Genomic DNA, 18,813 nt, shown 5'->3' with positions numbered 1-18,813 from the left:
TGAATTGGCATCTGTTCCGTAGTTCGGAATGAGCAACCCCAGGAATATTTTCCGGCTCTAACTGTTGGAAGTTCCGGACGGCGTAGCCTCACCGTCCCTAGACCGCTCTGGCGGGACGCGGGACATTCAGTGCTAAGATTGCCGCGCCCAGAGCTTTCGAGCGTCGGGTGGCGACGAGATAAGTAGTGCCGGCGTCCGGCATGGGATTTCAGCCCATCCGCCTCTCGAGAACGTGACGGCGAACACCAGACGCGCCCGCCCCCGCCCCCGATCCAGGACCTAATGTGAACAACACTTCCAAGCCATCATTCAAGCCCGTCGAAGCGGTCGCCCGTGCCCTGAAAGTGCTGCGCGTGGTGAACGAGGAGAAACAGGCCTCCGTAGCCGCCATTCACAAGCAGACCGGCCTGGACAAGGCGACCATCGTGCGCATGCTGGAAACGCTCAACCACGAAGGTTACGTAACCAAGGATCCTGAGCGAGCCGTTTACTCGGTCACGGCGCGAACCCTGCTGCTGAGCCAGGGCTACGACAAATCGCGTTGGATTGCCGGAATCGCAGAGCCCACGCTCGCGCGCTTCAGGAACACTATCGGCTGGCCTTCGGACATCGCCCTTTTCGACTTCGATGCCATGGTTGTAGTGCAGACCTCACGTGGTAGTGGCCCCCTTTCCTTCAATCGCCAGCCGGGCTTCCGCTCGCCGATGCTGGTCACCTCCATCGGTCTCGCCTACCTCGCCTTCTGTCCGGATGAAGAACGCGAACAGATCATCGAACGACTGGCCGCCACGCCAGGAGACTGGAACCGACTCGCCCATGAGCCGGCGCGGCTGGCCAAGCTACTGGACCAGGTCCGCAAGGACGGTTTTGCGATGATGAGCGACGAATACAGCAGCAGTGTGTTCGCCAGCAACGTCTGGGCCATCGGCGTTTCGGTCATGCACGAGGGCAAACTGTTCGGGACCATGAACGTCATGCTTTTGAAGAGTGCCGTCAGTCTTGCCTACGCGCGCAAGAACCTGCTCATCCCCCTGCAGGAAGCCGCTGCAGAGATAGCCCGGAACCTGGCCGAATCCCAGCGCCACTGATGCCGAGCGGCAGCCAGCACCACCCCATATAGAGCGAAGCTGAACTTTCGACTTGTCGTTGTCTCGCTGACTGCCCTCGGTTCCGATGCTGTTCGACGTGTCACGGAAACAAGGTTCCGGATCAGGGTGCGAACATCCTTGGAAGCCCGGCGCGCCACGGACAGTGTGCCCTTGACGGAAAAAAGCAGGGCGCCCGTTACTCCGCAACAATCACGTCTGTCTCGCGGAGACAACGAACGCCCCGAAAAAACCGGGCCCCGACAACACCATCCATGCCCGGTCCAACCACCGTCACCAGGAAGTCGAGTCACGGTGATCATCTCCAGCAACAGGCTCGGGGCCTACCCCGCACGCACTTCCGTACCGGCCTGTTGCTCGATATAGCGGAGGATGCAGGTTAAGTCCTGTCTGGCGAGGTCGCCGGCAGCTGCCGCCGTCCAGACTCCGCGGACGGCATCCAACGCGGGAAGACTGATACCCAGTGCCGTCGCCTCGGAAATCCCCAGGGAAACATCCTTCTGCACAATGGACAGATGCGCGCCAAAATCATCGGTGCCCGGGTGCAGTGCGCGGACCAGAATCTCGGTCAAGGCGCGACTGCTGCCGGTACTGGTCATAAGCACCTCCATCATCGCCACAACGTCGAGCCCCGCCTTGCTGCCCAGGGAAAGTCCCTCGGAAGCGACCACCATGTTGGCGGCCATGACCATGTTGTTCACCAGCTTCATGATCTGCGCCTGCCCGAGCCGGGGGCCGAGGCAGGTCACCTGCCGACCGATGCGCGACAGCCAGGGCGTCACCTCCGCCACGGCGTCGGGATCGCCCGAGACCATCATCGTCAGCCGTCCTTCGCGGGCCGCGGGAGCACCGCCGCTGATGGGGCCATCGATGGTGACGATGCCGCTCTTTGCCAGCTCGATTCCAATCGCCTGGATGCAGCCATTGCCGATGGTGGAGGTTTCGACATAGAGCCGAATCTTCCGCCCCGTGGCGACCCCATCCGGGCCAAACGCCACGCGCTCGCTTACGGAGGGATCTGGCAGACAGGCAAAGACGATCTCCGCCGCGTCGGCCACTGCCTGAGGTGATGCGTGTGCCACGGCGCCCTTATCGACGAAGGCCCCCATCACTTCCGGGTCAAGATCGAACACATGCAGGTTCACCTCTTCGCCGAGCAGGCGCTCTGCCATCGGTGCCCCCATCTGCCCCAGGCCGATCCAGCCCAGATTGAAACGATGCGACATTGATCCTGCCTCTCCCAACTCAACCCGGACTCTTGCAAAGGGCGCCGCTTGAACGGCACCCTCCGATATGAACATCAATAAATCGTCACACCGCTGTCGACGGGGATGACCTGACCAGTGACGCGCTTCGACTCGTCGGCCGCAAGGTATACCGCCAGCTCGGCCATGTCGTTCGGCTCGCAGACACTCAGGAGGCACTGGTCGGCCAGCTTCTTAAGCTCCGGACGCTGATCCACTAGACCCTGCACGCGCTCCGAAAGCGTGAGCCCCGGCGCGATTGCATTCACCCGGATCTTGTTCTCGGCGTACTCGTGGGCCATCGACCGCGTGATAGCCGAAACCCCACCTTTAGCAGCGGTGTAACAGTCCCGATCAGGGAGCGCCATCAACGCAACCATCGAGGAAAAGTTGATTACCGAGCCGCCACCCACTCTGATCAGCTCGGGGATACCGTGCTTGCAGCAGAGGAAGGTACCGAACAGATCGAGGCTGATGGCGCGCCAGAACTCTTCCTCCGGGGCCTCCGTCACGCGGCTATCGAGAGGCGTCGAGCCACCTGCCGCGTTGCACAGGATGTCGACCTTGCCGAAGGCTCGCACGGCGACCTGCAGCCCCTCGGTGATGCTTTCGGACTTCGTAACATCGAGCAGGAGCGGGACAATCCTGTCGCTCCCACCACAAAGGATCTTCACTTTCTCCAGCGCGGCCGAGGAGATGTCGCCTGCAAGCACGCTGGCGCCCTCCTCCACGAAACGCCGGCAGATTTCCGAGCCGATACCACCGGCGGCGCCAGTCACGAATGCCACTTTTCCAGCCAACCTAGCCATCTCTTGTACTCCAACTGTCGTCATGATGGTCATGCCGAGACCTCAGCGACACCATCGATATGGGTTTGCCGTCAGCCTTCCTCCTCACTTGCCTGAACGGAGATACCTGCGGTAGAAGTGTTAAAAAGCACAGGTCAGCGATGCAGCTTCCTTATTGGCATTCATGGTCGTTACCGCAATGTATTGTTGTTATGTGGCTCGATTAAATGAGCCACCAGGAACAGCGTCAACGTTTGCCAGATACTTGTTGCGCGCAGTGAAACAAATACGAAGCATAACTATTTGAAACCCCCCCCACATAACTAGCCGGAAGAAATTGGCCTGGCGATCGAATGGCCGCCCCTGACGGAGCGGCTATTCACATTTCATAAAGTGGAACAACGAGCAATTGAACCGTAGGCAAAACTTTGTCTGGAGCAAACGCAATGTTCGCCCTATAAGTTTCCAGTCAGCTTGTATTGCGTTCAGAAAATTTTCAGAAGATCGGCAAGGTGTAATTGAAGATAAGCCGGTTCTGATCCTCGGGCCTCACTACATCACCTCGAGCCGAGGCATTCCACCAAGTCGCGCTCAAGCCTTTGAGCGGACCACTCTGGAACACGTAGCTGAGGTTGAAGTCTCGCTCCCATTCACGTTGCTCTTCTCCACTGAAGGTCTTGATGTCCTTGCCGTGGAGGTACATGAGAGAAGCAGTCAGGCCAGGAACCCCCATGGCGGCGAAGTCATAGGAGTACTGTGCGTATCGAGTCGTCTCGCCAGCATTGGTGAAGTTCGAGATCAGACGGTTGGTGTAGAGATAGACGTTCACGCCGCCACCCCCTACTCCGCCATTCAGGCTGCCTTGGTTAGGTTGAACGAACGCGCTGCCGTCGGAAACCTTCTGGTATCCCAGCAGAAAACTATGGCCTTGCACCGAGTAGGTGAAAGTCGCGCTCCAGGTATTGTTATCGATCTCACCGTCACCATCACTGGTGAAACCACTCACCTGAAAACCCGGTTCTCCTGAAGCATTGGCGCCCTGGGAGTCGGTCCTGAAATACCGCAGGTCGGTCTTCAGAGATTGCTGATCACCCAGATCGAGTGTGTGGACCGCTCCGACGAAATGCTGACGGTAGTAGTCCTCCATGGAGGCTTGGTAGTACTGGACCAGCAGGTTGCTGCCAATCTTGTAGTCCGCGCCGGCAAAGTAGAACTTGTTGCTCTCTTCGCGGCCACCACGAACCGCAAAGCCAGTACGGTCCGTCGAGCCGCGCCCGGTGACCTGTTCGAGTTGGCCGGCGGTCAGGGTCAGATTGTCGATTTCCTTCGAGGTGATCATCCCCCCCTGGAAAGTCTGTGGCAGCAGTCGGGCATCGTTGTAGAAGAGCACCGGTGTGTTCGGGAGCAACGTGCCTATACGTGCCTCGGTCTTGGACAGCCTCAACTTCGCGGTAAGGCCGAATCGGCTCCACTCATCCGCAGCGGAATCGCCATCGTCAGGAATCATCGTGCTGCCGGGATGCCGCCCCTTGCCGGTGTCGAGCTTGACACCCAGCATCCCTAACGCATCGACGCCAAAGCCCAGGGTTCCCTCTGTGAAGCCGGACTGATAGTCCAGCTTGAACCCCTGGGCCCATTCTTCCGTTTTCGACGGTGCATTGGCACCTTCACGGTAATCTCCATTGAAATAGAAGTTCCTGAGTCCGAGGTTCAACTTGCTGTCACCGACGAAATCGGCCTTTGCATTGACAACGACCACAGAGCCCAAGGCGGGGACCAGAACATGTAAAGCAAACTTCAACTTACTCATACCACCAACCTCATTTTATTGTTTTTGGGTCGAGAAAGCCCGCGCTGAGGATTAATCTCCAGCAAGGGCAATATCGGTGATTAAGCTTTAAATCTGATTGATAGTTACTGCATTAGACGACGTTATTGTGCCGCAGGTCCTTTATTTCTTCAGCATCGAAGCCAAACTCGCTCAGTATTTCTTCGGTATGTTCACCGACCAAAGGCGCATGTCGCGTTATTTCCAGTGGCGTTCGCGAAAGATTGAGCGGCGCCGCCACGTAAGGTGCCTCGACGTGCTGAGGATGCTGCAACCAGACGAATGCACCGCTGTTGGCGATCGCTTGGTCGGCGTGAACTTCGGCAGGTGAGTACACCGGTCCTGCGGGAATCTTGGCCGTGGCGAGCTCTTGCAGTGCCTGGTTGCGAGAACGCTTGTTGCACCACTCGGCCATCAGTTCTGACAGCAGTGAGCCATTCTGCCCACGCAGTTCGTCATCGGCGAAACGCGGATCGTCCAGCAATTCGGGGCGTCCCATGATCTTCGCCCAGCGTTTGAACATCGAGGGGCCGATGACCTGCACGATGATCCAACCATCCGAAGCCTTGAAGATGTCGGAGGGGCCATAGCTCTGGCTGCGGTTGCCACTGGCTTGCCGGTCGAGCTTTAGGAGCTGCTCCTCGATCAGGTAACCGCTGGAAAAGTTCAGCGCTGTTTGCAGCAGAGACGATTCCACTTTCTGCCCCTCGCCACTCCTGTTCCGTTCATATAGCGCGGCGACCGCACCCAGGGCGCAGGCGATAGCGGTGGCGAAATCCACTACCGGCACCATCGACTTCATAGGTTGGTCAGGGTATCCGGACAGGTAGACCCCACCACTCATAGCCTGCCCCACCCCGTCGAATCCAATCTTATCGCGCAGCAACGCGCTGTCGCCGAAAGCGGAGGGCGCGACCAGGATGATGTCGGACTTGATCGCCTTCAACGATTCGTAATCCAGACCCAGGTTGGTCAGGGTCGGCGCTGGCATGTTGGCGATCACGATATCCGCCGATTCCACCAGTCGCCGGACGACTCGGCGTCCCTCGTCACTGCCCAACTCCAACGTGATTGAGCGCTTGTTGCGGTTGGCCTGGAGGAAAACCGCACCATCGCCGTGTTCGGTTACCGGCATCACGAAACGGTCCTCACTACCACCGACACGGTCAACCCGAATCACATCGGCCCCCATGTCGGCGAGGAGCGCACCACAGAATGGCCCCGCAATGTAGCGCCCGAAATCAAGTACCCGTATCCCTTCAAGAACCTTCGACATGACTCATTCACCCACTTTTTTCCAATGCTCGTTATCTAGATCGGGCAGTCCAGGTCCCGAAGAATTCGCTCCAGCTCTGGCGCCGCCCGCTTGAGCCTGTCCCCGATGACCGCCCGGACCTTCGTGAAATCGGCATCCACGACCGCAGCCCCGCCGTTAAGACCCATCACGGTTTTCCTCACACCGGCGCGTATCGGCACACCGATCCCATAGGTGTCGCGCTGATACCCACCTTTCACCAGGCAGGTTCCCGAGGCTTCCAGTTCCGCAAAGCTCGAAAGGATGCCCTGATGAATTGCCTGGAAACCTTCTCCAAAGTGCTCGTGCATCTGCCCGAACAGGACCTCTCGCTCTTCCTTCGGAAGGCCCCACATGTAGGCCCTCCCGATGGCGGTGGACTCCATCGGGAGCATTGAGCCCACCCCGAGGCGTAATGTGGCGATGTTCTTCCCTGAGCAATACGCAACATAAAGCATCTCGAAACGGTCCCGGATCGCCAGGGCCACTGACACATTCAGCTCGTCCGCCAAGACCTGCATGAACGGCAGTGCCAGCCGAACCAGCGGGCTGGACTCGAGGAAGGCATGACCGATACCGAGAGACCCCGAACCCAGTTCGAAATGCCGCCCGCCAGCGGCGTGGCGCAGGTAACCGGCGACCATCAGGGTTGTCGTCAATCGGGAAACCGTCGACTTCGGCAAGCCTGTGCGCGCTACAATCTCCGCGTTTGACAGCGGGTTCCGGTGCCCCCGAAAGGCCCGCAGCACTTGCAGGCCACGACTGACAGTCAGCAGGGCGTCGCCCGAGTCAATATCTGTTGCCATGGTTCGTGTACCCTCTTCAGTCGTCCGCGCTGGAATCTTCCAGCGTCTGCTTGAACTGGTTCGCCAATGCAGCGAGCTGGGGCCCCAGCTCCCGCGAAACCCTGGCCTTATTCATGTTTACCAGCGAACCGATGCAGGCCAGCACGAATAAACCACGCCCCGCCAGGCACAGAGGGACAGAAACGACGCCCAGGTCCCGCTCCAGCTTGCTGAGGGAGTAACAGAAGCCCATCGTCCGCAGTTGGCGCGTGGCTTCCGAGAGGTGCGGCTCAGGCCCGGCCCAGTCCTCAGGCATGCGACGTGCGATGTTCTCCAGCAGGTAGGACCGCTCAAGCACCGGAAGCGAGGCCAATAGCGTGTAGCCCATCTGTGAAGAGGCAATGCCGATTCGAGTGCCGACGTTCAGGCCGCTGCGGCGAAAGCTGCCGGTACCGGTGCAGCTTTCCAGAGCCACGAGGTCCAGGCGGTCCCGCATGGCGAGTAGTACGGTGACGTTGTTGGCGCAGGCGAACTTCACCAGTTCAGCGCGTACCAATCGCTGCACATCGGAGTGAGCGGTTGCCGCGTAGCCCAGCGAAAGCACCGAGGCTGTCAGGCAGTACAGATGCCGCTCACTCCAATAGCCCACGTATCCGAGAGTCACCAGCGTCCGCAGGAATCGGCTGACGGTGGATGGCGGCAGTCCAGTACGGTCGGCGATTTCCTTGTTGCCCAGCCAGGAGTCATGGGCGGTGAAGGCAGACAACACCTCCAGCGCGCGTACCACCGGCATTACCATTCCGGTTCGCGCAGCCGGCACTCGCTCGAGTCCGATATTCTCGTTCCGGTGCAGTGTCGGAGGCACACCTTCAGCCTTGGTCATGAACGGACCCTCTATACCTCGGAGTTATCCGGAAACTTGGGCGAACGCTTCTCCCGGTGCGCGCTCAAGCCTTCCTTCACCTCGTCTCCGCCGAAGCCCAGCATTTCTAGGGCAAGGGAAGCGTCGAAAATGGGGCCAGCCTGGCGTAGCCAGTTGTTCAGCGAGTACTTCGTCCAGCGAATCGCGGATTGCGCGCCGCTCGCCAGGCGGGCTGCCACCTCGACGGCCTTCGCCTGTAGCTCGTCGTCTTCCACGCACAGCGAAACCAGGCCGAGCCGCTCGGCCTGCTCGCCATTCAGCGGTTCGCAGAGCATCAGGTGGTATTTGGCCTTGGCCATGCCGCACAGCAGCGGCCAGATGATCGCCGCGTGGTCGCCCGCAGCCACGCCCAGACGGGTATGACCATCCACCAGCTTCGCGCTTTTCGCCGCTATCGAAATGTCCGCCAGCAAGGCTGCCACAAGGCCCGCCCCTACAGCCGCGCCCTGAATAGCAGACACGATGGGCTTGTTGCAGTTGACGATGTTGTAGACGAGGTCCTTTGACTCCTTCCAGATACGGCAACGGTATTCGAAGGAGTCGATCATCCCCTCGACGACCTCGAAATCTCCGCCAGCGGAGAAGGACTTTCCAGCCCCGCAAATGATCACGGCGTTGACGGAAACGTCCGCCTCCACATCGCGCCAGACCCGGGTGATTTCGGCATGACCAATGGCATCCAGAGCATTGAGCCGTTCCGGACGGTTGATGGTGATGCGCAGGACGTGTGGTGCCGGCCGGTCGAATGCCAGCCGCTGGTAACCTGCGTATGTGACTGAGTCCCGCATCGCTCTACTCCTCGTGAAATGGTTCAGCGGCCGCTGCTGATGGAGCGGTTGGATGCGAGTCCGCCATCCAGGGTAATGACCGCCCCACTGGTGTAGGAGGACTTGGCGGAGGCGAGGAAAACGAACAGATCGGCCACCTCCTCTACCGTCGCGGCGCGCCCCAGGGGGTACCGCTTGAGCTTTTCTGCGTAATCCCGCGCCGGATCGCCAGCGCTTTCGGAACCGGACTTGAGCACCTTGCGAATACGATCGGTATCCACAGGACCAGGATTCACGCCCAGGACTCGAATTCCCTCGTTCAGGCTGCGGCCTCCAAGTGCGCGGGTAAAGGCCATCAGGGCCGCGTTGCCGGTGGTGCCGGCGATGTAGTCGTAATCGAACATCTCGCCACCGCTGCCGATGTTATTGAGGACCACGCCACCGCCTCGCTTGCGCATGGCGTCATAGACCAGACGAGTGAGGTTGATGTAGCCAAACACCTTCAGCTCCCAGCCCTGCCGCCAGCGTTCTTCGTCTACGTCCCAGAGCGTGCCTGCCGGAATGCTGCCGGCGTTGTTCACCAGAACGTCGACGTCATGGCCGAACTGGGCGACCTCTGCGATCGCGCCGGCGCGTGCCATGTCGATCGACAGAATGTCGACCGACACCTTGAAACGCTCATGGATGGAATTGGCCAGCGCAACCAGGCGGCTTTCGTCACGCGCAACCAGTTTCAGGTCGCAGCCCTCGCGGGCAAACGCTACCGCCAGCCCTTCACCGATGCCTTGGGATGCGCCCGTGATCAACACTTTCTTGCTATTCAGACCGAGGTCCATGTGTGCCTTCCTGTTCGAAATGAGGCCTAGCCGTTTACGGCATGCTTGATACCTTCGAGGGCGGCCGGATTGTCCAGCGACGACGTATCGCCAAGGGGCATGTCATTACAGATATTGCGAATGACGCGCCGCATGACCTTGGAGCTGCGGGTCTTCGGCAACTGATCCACGAAGTAGGCTTGCGCCGGGACAAAGGGCTTGCCCATCCGCGCTTCGACATGGGCGGCAATGCGTTTCAGCAGCGATGTGCGCTCATCCGCTAGCTCGGGGGTCACGAGGAACACCACCAGTTTCTGCCCCTTGGTGTCGTCCTTCACACCCACTGCCGCCGCTTCGCTGATTTCCGGAAGCTCGAGCAACACCTCTTCGATTTCCGCCGGACCTACACGTTTTCCTGCCAACTTGATGGTGTCATCCGAGCGGCCCAGCATGTAGAAGCTGCCATCCTGGCGCACGGCCAGGTCTCCGTGGACCCACAAACCGGGGATGGTGCGCCAGTAGGACTCCAGGTAACGCTCGTCGTCCTGCCAGAAGGACTGGGTCATGCCCACGAACGGCCGGCGGATGGCTAGCTCACCAGGGCCTTCCTTCACCGTGCAACCATCGTTGTCGACCACATTCACATCGACGCCCGGCGAGGCCGTGTTGAAGCCGGAAGGACTGATGGGACGGATCACCACGCTGGACAGCAGAGCGCCAGATACCTCGGTTCCGCCGGTGTAATTGATGACCGGGCATCGACCTCCGCCAAAGCGGGTCTGGAACCAGCCGAAATGCTCAGGATCAATCCCCTCCCCTGCAGTGATCAGAAGCTTGAGCGACGAGAAGTCCGCATTGCAGGACACCTTCTCGTGGGCAGCCAGGCCTCGGATCAGGGTGGGTGCGGAGCCGAAGTGGGTTACGCGATGACGCTCCACCAGCGTGGCCATTCGCGACCAGTCAGGAAAGTCGGGAGCACCGTCATAGCAGACCAGCGTCGCCCCGCGCATCAGCGCGCTGCACAGCACCAGCGAACCCGCGATCCAGCCCATGTCCGCCGGCCAGCAGAACACATCGCCCTGCTTGACGTTGAAGTGCACCGCCGAGTCATGAGCGATCTTCAGCGCGAAACCGCCATGGACGTGGACGGTTCCCTTCGGCTTGCCGGTGGTGCCGGAGGTGTAGACGATCATGAAAGGCTCATTGGCGGCCATGCTCGCAGCGGTCTTCTCGTGCCCCTTGCCCGCCTCCAGCACCGAGGCCCAGCCGATGTAATCGGTGCCACTGGCGCCCACCTCGTCCGAGTAATGGACGATCACGGTTTCCAGGGAAGTCAGCTCCTCGCGGGTGGCGCTGATCAGGCCCAGGATGTCGACCCACTTGCCACGCCGATGGAAGCCAGCACTGGCGATCATCGCCTTGGCGGAGCAGGCGCTGAGCCGGGACTTGATCGCGTCCATGCCGAAGCCGCTGAACAGTGGCACGGCGATGGCCCCCAGGTAGGCGATGGCGAGCATCGAAACGGTAGCTTCCAGCCCGTTGGACATGAGCAGGCCGATGCGGTCGCCACGCTTGATGCCCTGGGCTTCCAGGCCGGCGGAGAACGCCATGACCTGCTTCGCCAGTTCGGCGAAGGTGGTGCGACTGACCTGCCCCGGTTCACGCTCGGCGATGACCGCGTCCATGTCCTGGAGCACGGGGTCCTTGGCCTTGGCCAGAATCGAGTCCACCCAGTTGATGCGTCCGCCGGGGAACCAGCGCGGGAACTCAGGCCCCTTCGATTCGTCGAGATACGTCTCGAAAGGTTTCTCCCAGACGATATCGCAGTACTGCATCACCATTCGCCAGTAGCGATCGGGCTCGTAGATGGAACGAGCGTAGAACTCGTCATAGTCGTCGGTGCCCATCCGGCGCATCAACTCGGTTACATTGGCCGAGGCAATGTCTTCAGCGGTGGGCTGCCATACAGAGAGAGAGCTGTTCTTCATCTTACTTCCCGTATCCAAACGATTTCAGGAGCCTAGGAACCGCAAAGGTTCGTCACATTCCCATGTATGCCCGTTGCACGTCTTCGTTCTGCGCCAGTTCGGCAGCGATACCCTCCGAGACGATTTCCCCGCCCTCCATCACGTACGCGTAGTCCGCGATACGAAGGGCGGTTTCTGCGTTCTGCTCGACCAGCAGCACATCTACACCGGTGTTGCGAATCTTGCCGATGACTTGGGCTATCTGCTCCACCACGGCCGGCGCGAGGCCAATGGTAGGCTCGTCCAGCAGCAGCAGCTTTGGCTTACTCATCAATGCCCTGCCCACCGCCACCATCTGCTGCTGGCCGCCACTCAGGGAGCCGGCCTGGGCCGCGAGGCGCGTGCGCAGGTCCGGAATGAAGGTCAGGCACTGTTGAAGGTCAGCCTCGACCTGTTGCCGATCCTTGCGGCAGTAGGCGCCGATCATCAGGTTCTCCAGCACCGTCATCGCCCCGAACAGGCGACGGCCTTCGGGCACCAGGCTCAGGCCACGCCTCAGCAGGGCGTCAGGTTGCTGATTGGCGACCTGCTCACCGTTCAGGCGAATCGCTCCGCCATCGCTCTTCAACAAACCGCTGACGCATTTCATCAGGGTGGACTTGCCGGCGCCGTTTGCGCCGATCAAGGTCACCACCTGCCCCCGCGCCACGCCCATGGTCACGCCACGCAGTGCGGGCACCTTGCCGTAACTGGCCGTCAGGTTGTCGACCTTCAGCGAGTAATCGACCGAACTCATTGCACACCTCCCAGATAAGCGGCGATGACGCGCGGATCCTGGCGAATACCGGTTGGCGTACCCGTTGCGAGCATCTGTCCATGGTGCAGCACCACGAGCCGATCGCAGATCTGCATCACGGCCTTCATGTTGTGCTCCACCAGCAAGATGGAACTGCCGAATTCCTTGCGGATGCGACGGAACACGTTCAGCGTCGACTCCACTTCAGTTTGGTTCAAACCAGTCAGGGGTTCGTCCAGGCACAGCAGGCGGGGACGAGTGGCAAAGGCAATGGCGATGCTCACCAGGCGCTGGATGCCGTGGGGCAGTGTCCCGGCGATATCCTCCAGTCGCCCACTGAGGCCCAGCAGCTCGGCGGTTTCCAGTGCTCGCTGCCGTTGCGCCTTCTTTGAGAACAACGGCAGTGCACCGATGGTTCCCACCAGGATGTTGTCCAGCACGCTCATGCTCGGCAGGATGCTGCCGTGCTGGAAGGTACGGGCGATCCCCATGCGGCTGATCTTCTCCGGCGACGTGCCGGTGACGTCGGCACCATCGACCTGCAGGAGTCCGGCGGAAGGTTTGTAGAAGCCGCTGATCAGGTTGAAGGTAGTGCTCTTGCCTGCGCCATTGGGACCGATCAGGCCCAGGACCTCGTCGGTACGGATGTCGAAACTGAGGTTCGACACTGCCAGCACGCCACCAAAGGAGCGACTGATCTCATGGGTGGAGATGATTGAGTTCGTCGCAGTCATCATTGAGCCCTCCGCGCTACGACCTTGACGCCCGGCTCGCAGCGGTCTGCCGTGAACCAGCGGCCGACCAGGCCTGCGACGCCCTTGGGCAGCAGGAGCATGGCGGCGACGATGGCGGCGCCGTAGAAAATGTGTTCGTTGAGTCCGGAATCCAGTGCCAGTGCATTGAGCAGGATGAGCAGTGCGGCGCCCAGGATCGGGCCGAGCGGATGCTCCTCACCGCCCACTTTCAGATAGGCCAGCGCAAAGGTGGATAGCAGGAATCCGAAGTCACCGGGACTGATGACGTTGTTGGTATATGCGTGCAGCGATCCGGCGATGCCCACCGCGAAAGACGCGATGACGAAGCAGGCCACCTTGCTCAGGTGCACACGGATGCCCACCGAGCGGGCGACCCCTTCGTTGTCCTTGATGGCGGTGAAGATCTTGCCGACGTTGGACACTTCGATCAGGTAGAGGATGCCGATGAGGCTGCCGCTGACCAGGATCACGAAGGGTGTCAGGTAAACATCCAGCGCCTCCGGAACGAAGATGCCGATGAGGCCCGAGTTGCCGCCCAGCCAGTCCATCTTGGTGTAGATGATGCGCATCACCTCGGCGAAGGCGAAGCCGATGAGCAGGAAGTACGGCCCTTTGGTGCGCAGGGTGATGAAACCGAACACCGTGCTGATCAGGGCCGCCACCACACCGCCGGCAAGGAAGGAGACGATGAACGGCCACTCCAGCATGGTAGTGGCCACACCCGCGGTGTAGGCACCTATCCCGTAGAAGGCAGCGGTGGCGAAGTTCAACTCGCCGATCAACATGACGAAGCGCAGCGTCGAGGCGACCAGGGCCGCCAGGGCGATCCAGATCATCAGTTTGGCGCCGTAGCCGGCACCGAAGAAGTGGCTTGCTACCGCAATGGCGAGTACGGCTACACAGCAGACGAAGAATTTTTGATTAGCCACGACCCAGTACCCCGTTCGGACGAACAAGCAGCATCAGCATTACCAGTACGAAGATGGCGAGGCTGGCGCTTGAGGGGTCAAAGTAGAACCCGCCAAAAGCCTCGATGGCGGCGATCAGCAGGCTGCCGATGATCGCGCCCGGCACGCTGCCCAGCCCCCCAATCACCACCGCGATGAAACCCTTGACCAAGAAGCTGTCACCGAAGGTCGGCGACACCGACGACACTGGGGCGATCAGCGCACCGGCAATGGCGCCGATCAGGGTGGCGAAGATAAAGCCATGGAAGGCGATGGACTTATACGGAATCCCCTGCAGCATGGCCGCCTCGTGGTCGATGGAGACCGCGCGCAGCGCGTTGCCGAATCGAGTTTTTGCCAGCACCCACGCCAGGCCGCCGGTGAGCATGACCGCAATGATGCAGATCAGTAGGCGTTGCGCACTGAGGCCTGCGCCCAAGACGCTGATGGTGCCCTCCACCAGCGGCGGCACCGAACGCACGGCACCACCAAAGACTTCCAAATAGATGCCCTCGAACAACAGCACAAGACCGGCCGAGAGAATGAAGGAGCCCACCATGTCGCGTTGAAACCAGCGGAACCCCACCTGATAGGTGAGAACGCCCAGCATCGCGGCACCCGCAATTCCGATCACCAGACCGAACAGGTAAGCGTTGAACAGCGAATACCCCTCTTCCATCAACCAGGGGATCACCACTGCGACCAACAGTGCCGACAGTGTGAAGAACTGGCTGTGGGCAAAGTTCACGATCTTCAAGACGCCGAAGATGATGGTCAGCCCCAGCGCGAAGAGAACATATACAGAACCGATCTGTACCGTCGTCAATAATAATTGCAATAAATTTTCCATGACTCGCCTCCAGCATTAAATCGGCGCTGCTTATTGGACGCGCTTTATCAATTCTTCTGGTTGGATTCGACTTACCTCAATCAGCTTTCCTTGTTGAAGTTGCGTCACCACCACAGGCACCAGAACTTGCTGAGGAGAGCCATAAGTGCTCTTCCCGCCGAAGGCGGAGGTTCCGTAGAAAGATTCGAATGTTACTTCAGGAAGGGTTTTGGCAATATCGCCAGGCTCGACACTCTGGGCTCGCTCCATAGCTGCGGCCAGCGCCATCACCGAATCGTAGAAGCCTATTTGAACCGCATTGATGGACTCACCCGTTAGGGATTTCACTCCCTCCTCCAGACGGTGCTGCAGGGGCGTAGAATTGACGGACTCGAGGGTAACGGCCGCGCCCATGTAGGTATTTTCGGCAGCCTCGCCACCGGTGGCGAGCAAGCCACCCGCACCAGTACCCACTTCGATGACTTTCACACCATCCCAGCCAAGAGACTTCAGCTCCTTGAATACCTGACCGCTATCGGCAGGTGTGCTGGAGCACAGGTCGACGGCATCTGGCTTAAGAGCTGCCATCTTGGCGGCCACCGGCTGGAATTCCGATGTGCCGCGCTCGTACCAGTCACTGGCGACAACCTTGACGCCGGCCGCCTCCCAAGCCTTGCGGGCGATGGCCTCGGTTTCCTGGCCGGTGGCGTCATTAGGATTGAGCAACGCGACGGTCTTGATAGCCGGATGACGCTCCTTAACGAACCCCACCAGTGGGTAGACGATTTCGTTGGGCGTGTTCATCTGGGTGAACGTCATTGGGAACTTCGGCCCCTTGATACTGGCACCCCACGCAGTGGTGAACATCAGGACGCCGCGGCGTTCAGACAGCGACTGCAGAGCGCGAACTGGAGCGGTTCCAAGGCTTCCAGAGATAAACTTAACCTTGTCCTTAGTCAGAAGAGTTTGGGCAACTTTGGCACCATCAGCAGCATTGTACTTATTGTCGTACGCCACACACTCAAAGTTGTAGTTCCGCCCAGCCACATTGACGCCACCTTTTGCGGCAATATCACTTGCAGCTTGCTGGCACAACCAATTCGCACCAATGCCCCAGTTTGCACCAGCACCGGACAAAGGCACTGAAAGCCCCAGCTTTATGACATCCGCAGCATGGCCATACATCGACGCGGAAGAACATACTGAAAGAGCAACGGCAAAATAAATCTTATTTATCGCGGACATAATTAATCCTCTTGTTTTTGTAATTTCATTTAATCCGCGACCCGGAAGATCGTCAACGAGACTGAAACCAATGTTCCATGGTGTGGAATCCTCGCCATCGACAGGCGGGAAGGGCTCGGCGGGCGAACAAATGAATTTGCCAGAGGCTGTACGGAGATAGTCCAACGCGAAACATTTCACTACGCGGAACAAACTCCGAAAACCCGCGTCCTTAGGCCCTCCCGCCCAAGTAAGCAAGGCCATTGCTGACCACCAAAGCATCCCGCTCGAGGACCCGAGCCTGGAACGAACCGTCACGCCAGATTTCACTGCGGATGGTTTCTCCCGGGTAGACCGGCGAGGAAAAGCGCAGGGACATTCCTCGCAGCAGAGATGCATCGTAATCGGCCAAAACCTTGACCACGGCGTGACAAACCACCCCGAAGGTGCATAAGCCGTGGAGGATGGGGCGTGTGAATCCGGCTTGGGCAGCAACCGCAGGATTGGCATGCAGGGGATTGTCGTCGCCATTCATGCGGTAGTAGAGCGCCTGCTCGGCGCGAGTCGGCAGGTCCACCACGAAGTCTGGTTCGCCGACCGATTGTGTCGGACTCGGCTTGAAAGGCGTCGCAGACCCTCCGAAACCACCGCCACCACGAATGAACGTCGTATTGAGCGTCGAGGCGATCAGCTTGCCACTGGCCGCATCAGTCACTGCCTTTCGCGTGTAGAGCAACGCACCCTGCCCTGGGCCCTTATCCACCAGGCCGACGATTGAGGTTTCCCCAACCAATTCGCCCTCCACAGGGAGTGGCGCGTGCAGGTTCAGTTCTTGCTCACCGTGAACCACCTGGGTCGCATCGACGCCCGAACGTGGATCGGCCAGCCAGAATCCCGGGTGCGCCAGGACGACAGCCATGGAAGGCAACGCACGCAGGTCCCGAGAGTAATCGACATAGCTTAACTGACGCTCGTCTTCTGGATCCTGCCCCATCCCTACCGACAGCGCGTAGAAGGCAGTCTCGCGGCGGGTCAGCGTCTGTCTGACGGTGGGAATGGAATAGCCGAGCAGCTTTTCGACATCGATGGGCATGCCCATGTCCTCTCTGGTTGGATTGTGGGTCGGCGTTTCAATTAATTTCACTGTATGAAATATTATTTCAATATGAAAACTATCTTCTGCCGATTTCGCACACGGCGCAACACTTCGAGAAGACCGTTGTGGTGATGCGCCCAAAAACCAGGGAGACCAAGTGGGTCAGTTGTTCCCAACAGTTGCATACATCTCAACGCAAAGACGCCCCCTGGCACGCCCCAGTCCCGTGGGGACTGGGGTGTACTGCATCAACACCTGTCCGGGTGGATATGAGTTCATTTCTCGCGACGGGATAAAATGATTTCATTTATTGAAAGACGGTTTCATCTAGTGAATCATTGGCATTAACGCTTCCCTACTAACGAGGTCCTCCATGAAACCAGGCACGTCACCATGCCAACCTCTACAGGGAGTGCGGGTCCTGGATCTTTCGCGCGTGCTGGCAGGCCCCTGGTGTACTCAGATCCTGGGCGACTTCGGGGCTGACGTGATCAAGGTCGAAGCGCCTGAAGTTGGCGACGACACGCGCGCCTGGGGTCCGCCATTCCTGCCTGAGACCGACGGCCTCGGTGGCGCTCGGGAAAGTGCCTATTACCTGGGCTGCAATCGCAACAAGCGATCGATCGCTATTGATATCGCGACTTCGGCAGGCTCGGAGCTGATACGGCAACTCGCCGTGAAAGCAGATGTTTTGGTGGAGAATTTCTGCGTCGGGGCATTGCAGAAGCTCGGGCTGGATTACCAAGCCCTACACCAGTTGAACCCACGCCTGGTGTATTGCTCAATTACCGGCTTCGGCCAAGAAGGTCCTTACGCGGAGCGTGGGGGATATGACTTCGTTGCCCAGGCTATGGGCGGACTGATGAGTATCACCGGAGAGCCCGACGGGCAGCCGACCAAGGTAGGCGTTGCGATCACCGATCTCTCCACCGGCGTCTACGCCAGCCTTTCCGTACTTCTGGCGCTCCGTCATGCGGAGCGCACCGGGCTCGGCCAGCACATCGACTGTGCGCTCCTGGATACCCAGATGACGATGCTTGCAAACCAGGCCATGAGCTGGCAGGTCGGTGGTGTAGTCCCGCAGCGCTTGGGCAATTCGCACCCCACCGTGGTTCCTTATCGCACCTTTGATGCCGTTGGGGGTGCGTTGGTCGTGGCCGCAGGCAACGACACCCAGTTCTCCGCCCTCTGCCATGCAATCGGCCGGCCCGATCTGGCGAGCGATCCATGCTATCGACGCAACGCTGACCGCGTTCGCCATCGTGACAGCCTCGAACAGCATCTGCAGGAAACGATCAGCACCTGGAGGCAGGACGCGCTCCTCGAGGTATTGGTGCAGGCCAAAGTACCGGCCGGCCCGCTGAACACTGTCGCTCAGGCCTTCGCAGATCCTAATACAGCAGCACGCGGCTTGGTGCATACCTTCGCTCGCGAGGACGGCCAGACCATTCCCACGCTGGTCTTCCCGGCCAAGCTTTCGGAAACGCCAGCGGACTACCAACTGCCGCCCCCCTGTCTCGGGCAACACACAACCGAGGTGCTGGTCGACTGGCTGGATCTGCCGCCGGAAAAGATGACTGAACTGCTCCGCGATCAGGTCATTGCCGACCGCTCCACACCCGACTGAAAACCGGAACGCCAGGGCACCCT

The 18,813-nt window shown here is 59.7% G+C and carries 17 protein-coding genes; 2 read left to right on the top strand and 15 right to left on the bottom strand.

Translation table 11 applies throughout. From position 1 onward, the window contains the following. The first annotated feature begins 284 nt into the window (after positions 1-284). Positions 285-1,088: a helix-turn-helix domain-containing protein gene (locus tag FXN65_RS13705; protein WP_151133719.1), complete on the top strand. Its 804-nt coding sequence runs from the start codon at positions 285-287 to the stop codon at positions 1,086-1,088. 341 nt (positions 1,089-1,429) lie between these two features. Here the strand turns inward: FXN65_RS13705 and FXN65_RS13700 are convergent, their stop codons facing one another. The 15 genes from FXN65_RS13700 to FXN65_RS13630 form a co-directional block, all read right to left on the bottom strand. Further along, positions 1,430-2,332, bottom strand: a complete 903-nt coding sequence (locus FXN65_RS13700; RefSeq protein ID WP_151133718.1) for an NAD(P)-dependent oxidoreductase — start codon at positions 2,330-2,332, stop codon at positions 1,430-1,432. Positions 2,333-2,406: 74 nt separating this feature from the next. Further along, entirely contained in the window at positions 2,407-3,192 is a 786-nt protein-coding gene (locus FXN65_RS13695; protein WP_212632340.1) for an SDR family NAD(P)-dependent oxidoreductase, read from the bottom strand. Between the two features lie 442 nt (positions 3,193-3,634). After that, entirely contained in the window at positions 3,635-4,948 is a 1,314-nt protein-coding gene (locus FXN65_RS13690) for an OprD family porin (RefSeq protein ID WP_151133717.1), read from the bottom strand. A gap of 112 nt (positions 4,949-5,060) precedes the next feature. Continuing rightward, positions 5,061-6,242, bottom strand: coding sequence for a CaiB/BaiF CoA transferase family protein (locus tag FXN65_RS13685; protein ID WP_151133716.1), 1,182 nt, complete (start codon positions 6,240-6,242; stop codon positions 5,061-5,063). A gap of 35 nt (positions 6,243-6,277) precedes the next feature. Then, positions 6,278-7,066 (bottom strand): IclR family transcriptional regulator, encoded by a 789-nt coding sequence (locus FXN65_RS13680; protein ID WP_151133715.1) that lies wholly within the window; start codon positions 7,064-7,066, stop codon positions 6,278-6,280. Positions 7,067-7,082: 16 nt separating this feature from the next. Continuing rightward, positions 7,083-7,928 carry an IclR family transcriptional regulator gene (locus FXN65_RS13675; protein ID WP_151133714.1) on the bottom strand — a complete coding sequence of 282 codons (846 nt, stop codon included), beginning with the start codon at positions 7,926-7,928 and terminating at the stop codon, positions 7,083-7,085. A gap of 11 nt (positions 7,929-7,939) precedes the next feature. Further along, positions 7,940-8,755 carry an enoyl-CoA hydratase/isomerase family protein gene (locus FXN65_RS13670; protein ID WP_151133713.1) on the bottom strand — a complete coding sequence of 272 codons (816 nt, stop codon included), beginning with the start codon at positions 8,753-8,755 and terminating at the stop codon, positions 7,940-7,942. A 23-nt stretch (positions 8,756-8,778) separates the two neighbouring features. Next, on the bottom strand, positions 8,779-9,570 hold the full coding sequence (locus FXN65_RS13665) for an SDR family oxidoreductase (protein WP_151133712.1): 792 nt from the start codon (positions 9,568-9,570) through the stop codon (positions 8,779-8,781). Between the two features lie 26 nt (positions 9,571-9,596). Then, the gene (locus FXN65_RS13660; protein WP_151133711.1) at positions 9,597-11,537 is read right to left on the bottom strand and encodes an AMP-binding protein; all 1,941 of its coding nucleotides are present in this window, start codon (positions 11,535-11,537) and stop codon (positions 9,597-9,599) included. 52 nt (positions 11,538-11,589) lie between these two features. After that, the gene (locus FXN65_RS13655) at positions 11,590-12,312 is read right to left on the bottom strand and encodes an ABC transporter ATP-binding protein (RefSeq protein ID WP_151133710.1); all 723 of its coding nucleotides are present in this window, start codon (positions 12,310-12,312) and stop codon (positions 11,590-11,592) included. Beyond that, on the bottom strand, positions 12,309-13,046 hold the full coding sequence (locus FXN65_RS13650; protein WP_151138800.1) for an ABC transporter ATP-binding protein: 738 nt from the start codon (positions 13,044-13,046) through the stop codon (positions 12,309-12,311). Before FXN65_RS13650 ends, FXN65_RS13655 begins: the two co-directional genes overlap by 4 nt. Next, entirely contained in the window at positions 13,046-13,996 is a 951-nt protein-coding gene (locus tag FXN65_RS13645; RefSeq protein WP_212632339.1) for a branched-chain amino acid ABC transporter permease, read from the bottom strand. Before FXN65_RS13645 ends, FXN65_RS13650 begins: the two co-directional genes overlap by 1 nt. Then, complete coding sequence (locus tag FXN65_RS13640; RefSeq protein ID WP_151133709.1) at positions 13,989-14,864, bottom strand: branched-chain amino acid ABC transporter permease; 876 nt, start codon at positions 14,862-14,864, stop codon at positions 13,989-13,991. Before FXN65_RS13640 ends, FXN65_RS13645 begins: the two co-directional genes overlap by 8 nt. Before the next feature lie 30 nt (positions 14,865-14,894). Then, entirely contained in the window at positions 14,895-16,253 is a 1,359-nt protein-coding gene (locus FXN65_RS13635) for an ABC transporter substrate-binding protein (protein WP_212632338.1), read from the bottom strand. A 46-nt stretch (positions 16,254-16,299) separates the two neighbouring features. Next, entirely contained in the window at positions 16,300-17,160 is an 861-nt protein-coding gene (locus FXN65_RS13630) for a MaoC/PaaZ C-terminal domain-containing protein (RefSeq protein ID WP_151133708.1), read from the bottom strand. Between the two features lie 376 nt (positions 17,161-17,536). On the opposite strand from FXN65_RS13630, the gene FXN65_RS13625 reads away from it, so the two are divergent. Continuing rightward, a complete protein-coding gene (locus FXN65_RS13625; protein ID WP_151133707.1) occupies positions 17,537-18,790 on the top strand; it encodes a CaiB/BaiF CoA transferase family protein in 1,254 nt (417 codons plus the stop codon). Positions 18,791-18,813 lie beyond the last annotated feature (23 nt).

This window comes from Pseudomonas lalkuanensis, assembly GCF_008807375.1.
Taxonomy (GTDB): domain Bacteria; phylum Pseudomonadota; class Gammaproteobacteria; order Pseudomonadales; family Pseudomonadaceae; genus Metapseudomonas; species Metapseudomonas lalkuanensis.
The sequence above is the reverse complement of the archived record's forward strand: the minus strand, read 5'-3'. Positions and strand labels throughout refer to the sequence as shown.

Coding starts and splice junctions, on each gene's coding strand:
- FXN65_RS13675 (WP_151133714.1), bottom strand. CDS start 7,928: ATGACCAAGGCTGAAGGTGTGCCTCCGACACTGCACCGGAACGAGAAT.
- FXN65_RS13695 (WP_212632340.1), bottom strand. CDS start 3,192: ATGACCATCATGACGACAGTTGGAGTACAAGAGATGGCTAGGTTGGCT.
- FXN65_RS13650 (WP_151138800.1), bottom strand. CDS start 13,046: ATGACTGCGACGAACTCAATCATCTCCACCCATGAGATCAGTCGCTCC.
- FXN65_RS13680 (WP_151133715.1), bottom strand. CDS start 7,066: ATGGCAACAGATATTGACTCGGGCGACGCCCTGCTGACTGTCAGTCGT.
- FXN65_RS13660 (WP_151133711.1), bottom strand. CDS start 11,537: ATGAAGAACAGCTCTCTCTCTGTATGGCAGCCCACCGCTGAAGACATT.
- FXN65_RS13670 (WP_151133713.1), bottom strand. CDS start 8,755: ATGCGGGACTCAGTCACATACGCAGGTTACCAGCGGCTGGCATTCGAC.
- FXN65_RS13625 (WP_151133707.1), top strand. CDS start 17,537: ATGAAACCAGGCACGTCACCATGCCAACCTCTACAGGGAGTGCGGGTC.
- FXN65_RS13685 (WP_151133716.1), bottom strand. CDS start 6,242: ATGTCGAAGGTTCTTGAAGGGATACGGGTACTTGATTTCGGGCGCTAC.
- FXN65_RS13640 (WP_151133709.1), bottom strand. CDS start 14,864: ATGGAAAATTTATTGCAATTATTATTGACGACGGTACAGATCGGTTCT.
- FXN65_RS13630 (WP_151133708.1), bottom strand. CDS start 17,160: ATGCCCATCGATGTCGAAAAGCTGCTCGGCTATTCCATTCCCACCGTC.
- FXN65_RS13655 (WP_151133710.1), bottom strand. CDS start 12,312: ATGAGTTCGGTCGATTACTCGCTGAAGGTCGACAACCTGACGGCCAGT.
- FXN65_RS13700 (WP_151133718.1), bottom strand. CDS start 2,332: ATGTCGCATCGTTTCAATCTGGGCTGGATCGGCCTGGGGCAGATGGGG.
- FXN65_RS13665 (WP_151133712.1), bottom strand. CDS start 9,570: ATGGACCTCGGTCTGAATAGCAAGAAAGTGTTGATCACGGGCGCATCC.
- FXN65_RS13690 (WP_151133717.1), bottom strand. CDS start 4,948: ATGAGTAAGTTGAAGTTTGCTTTACATGTTCTGGTCCCCGCCTTGGGC.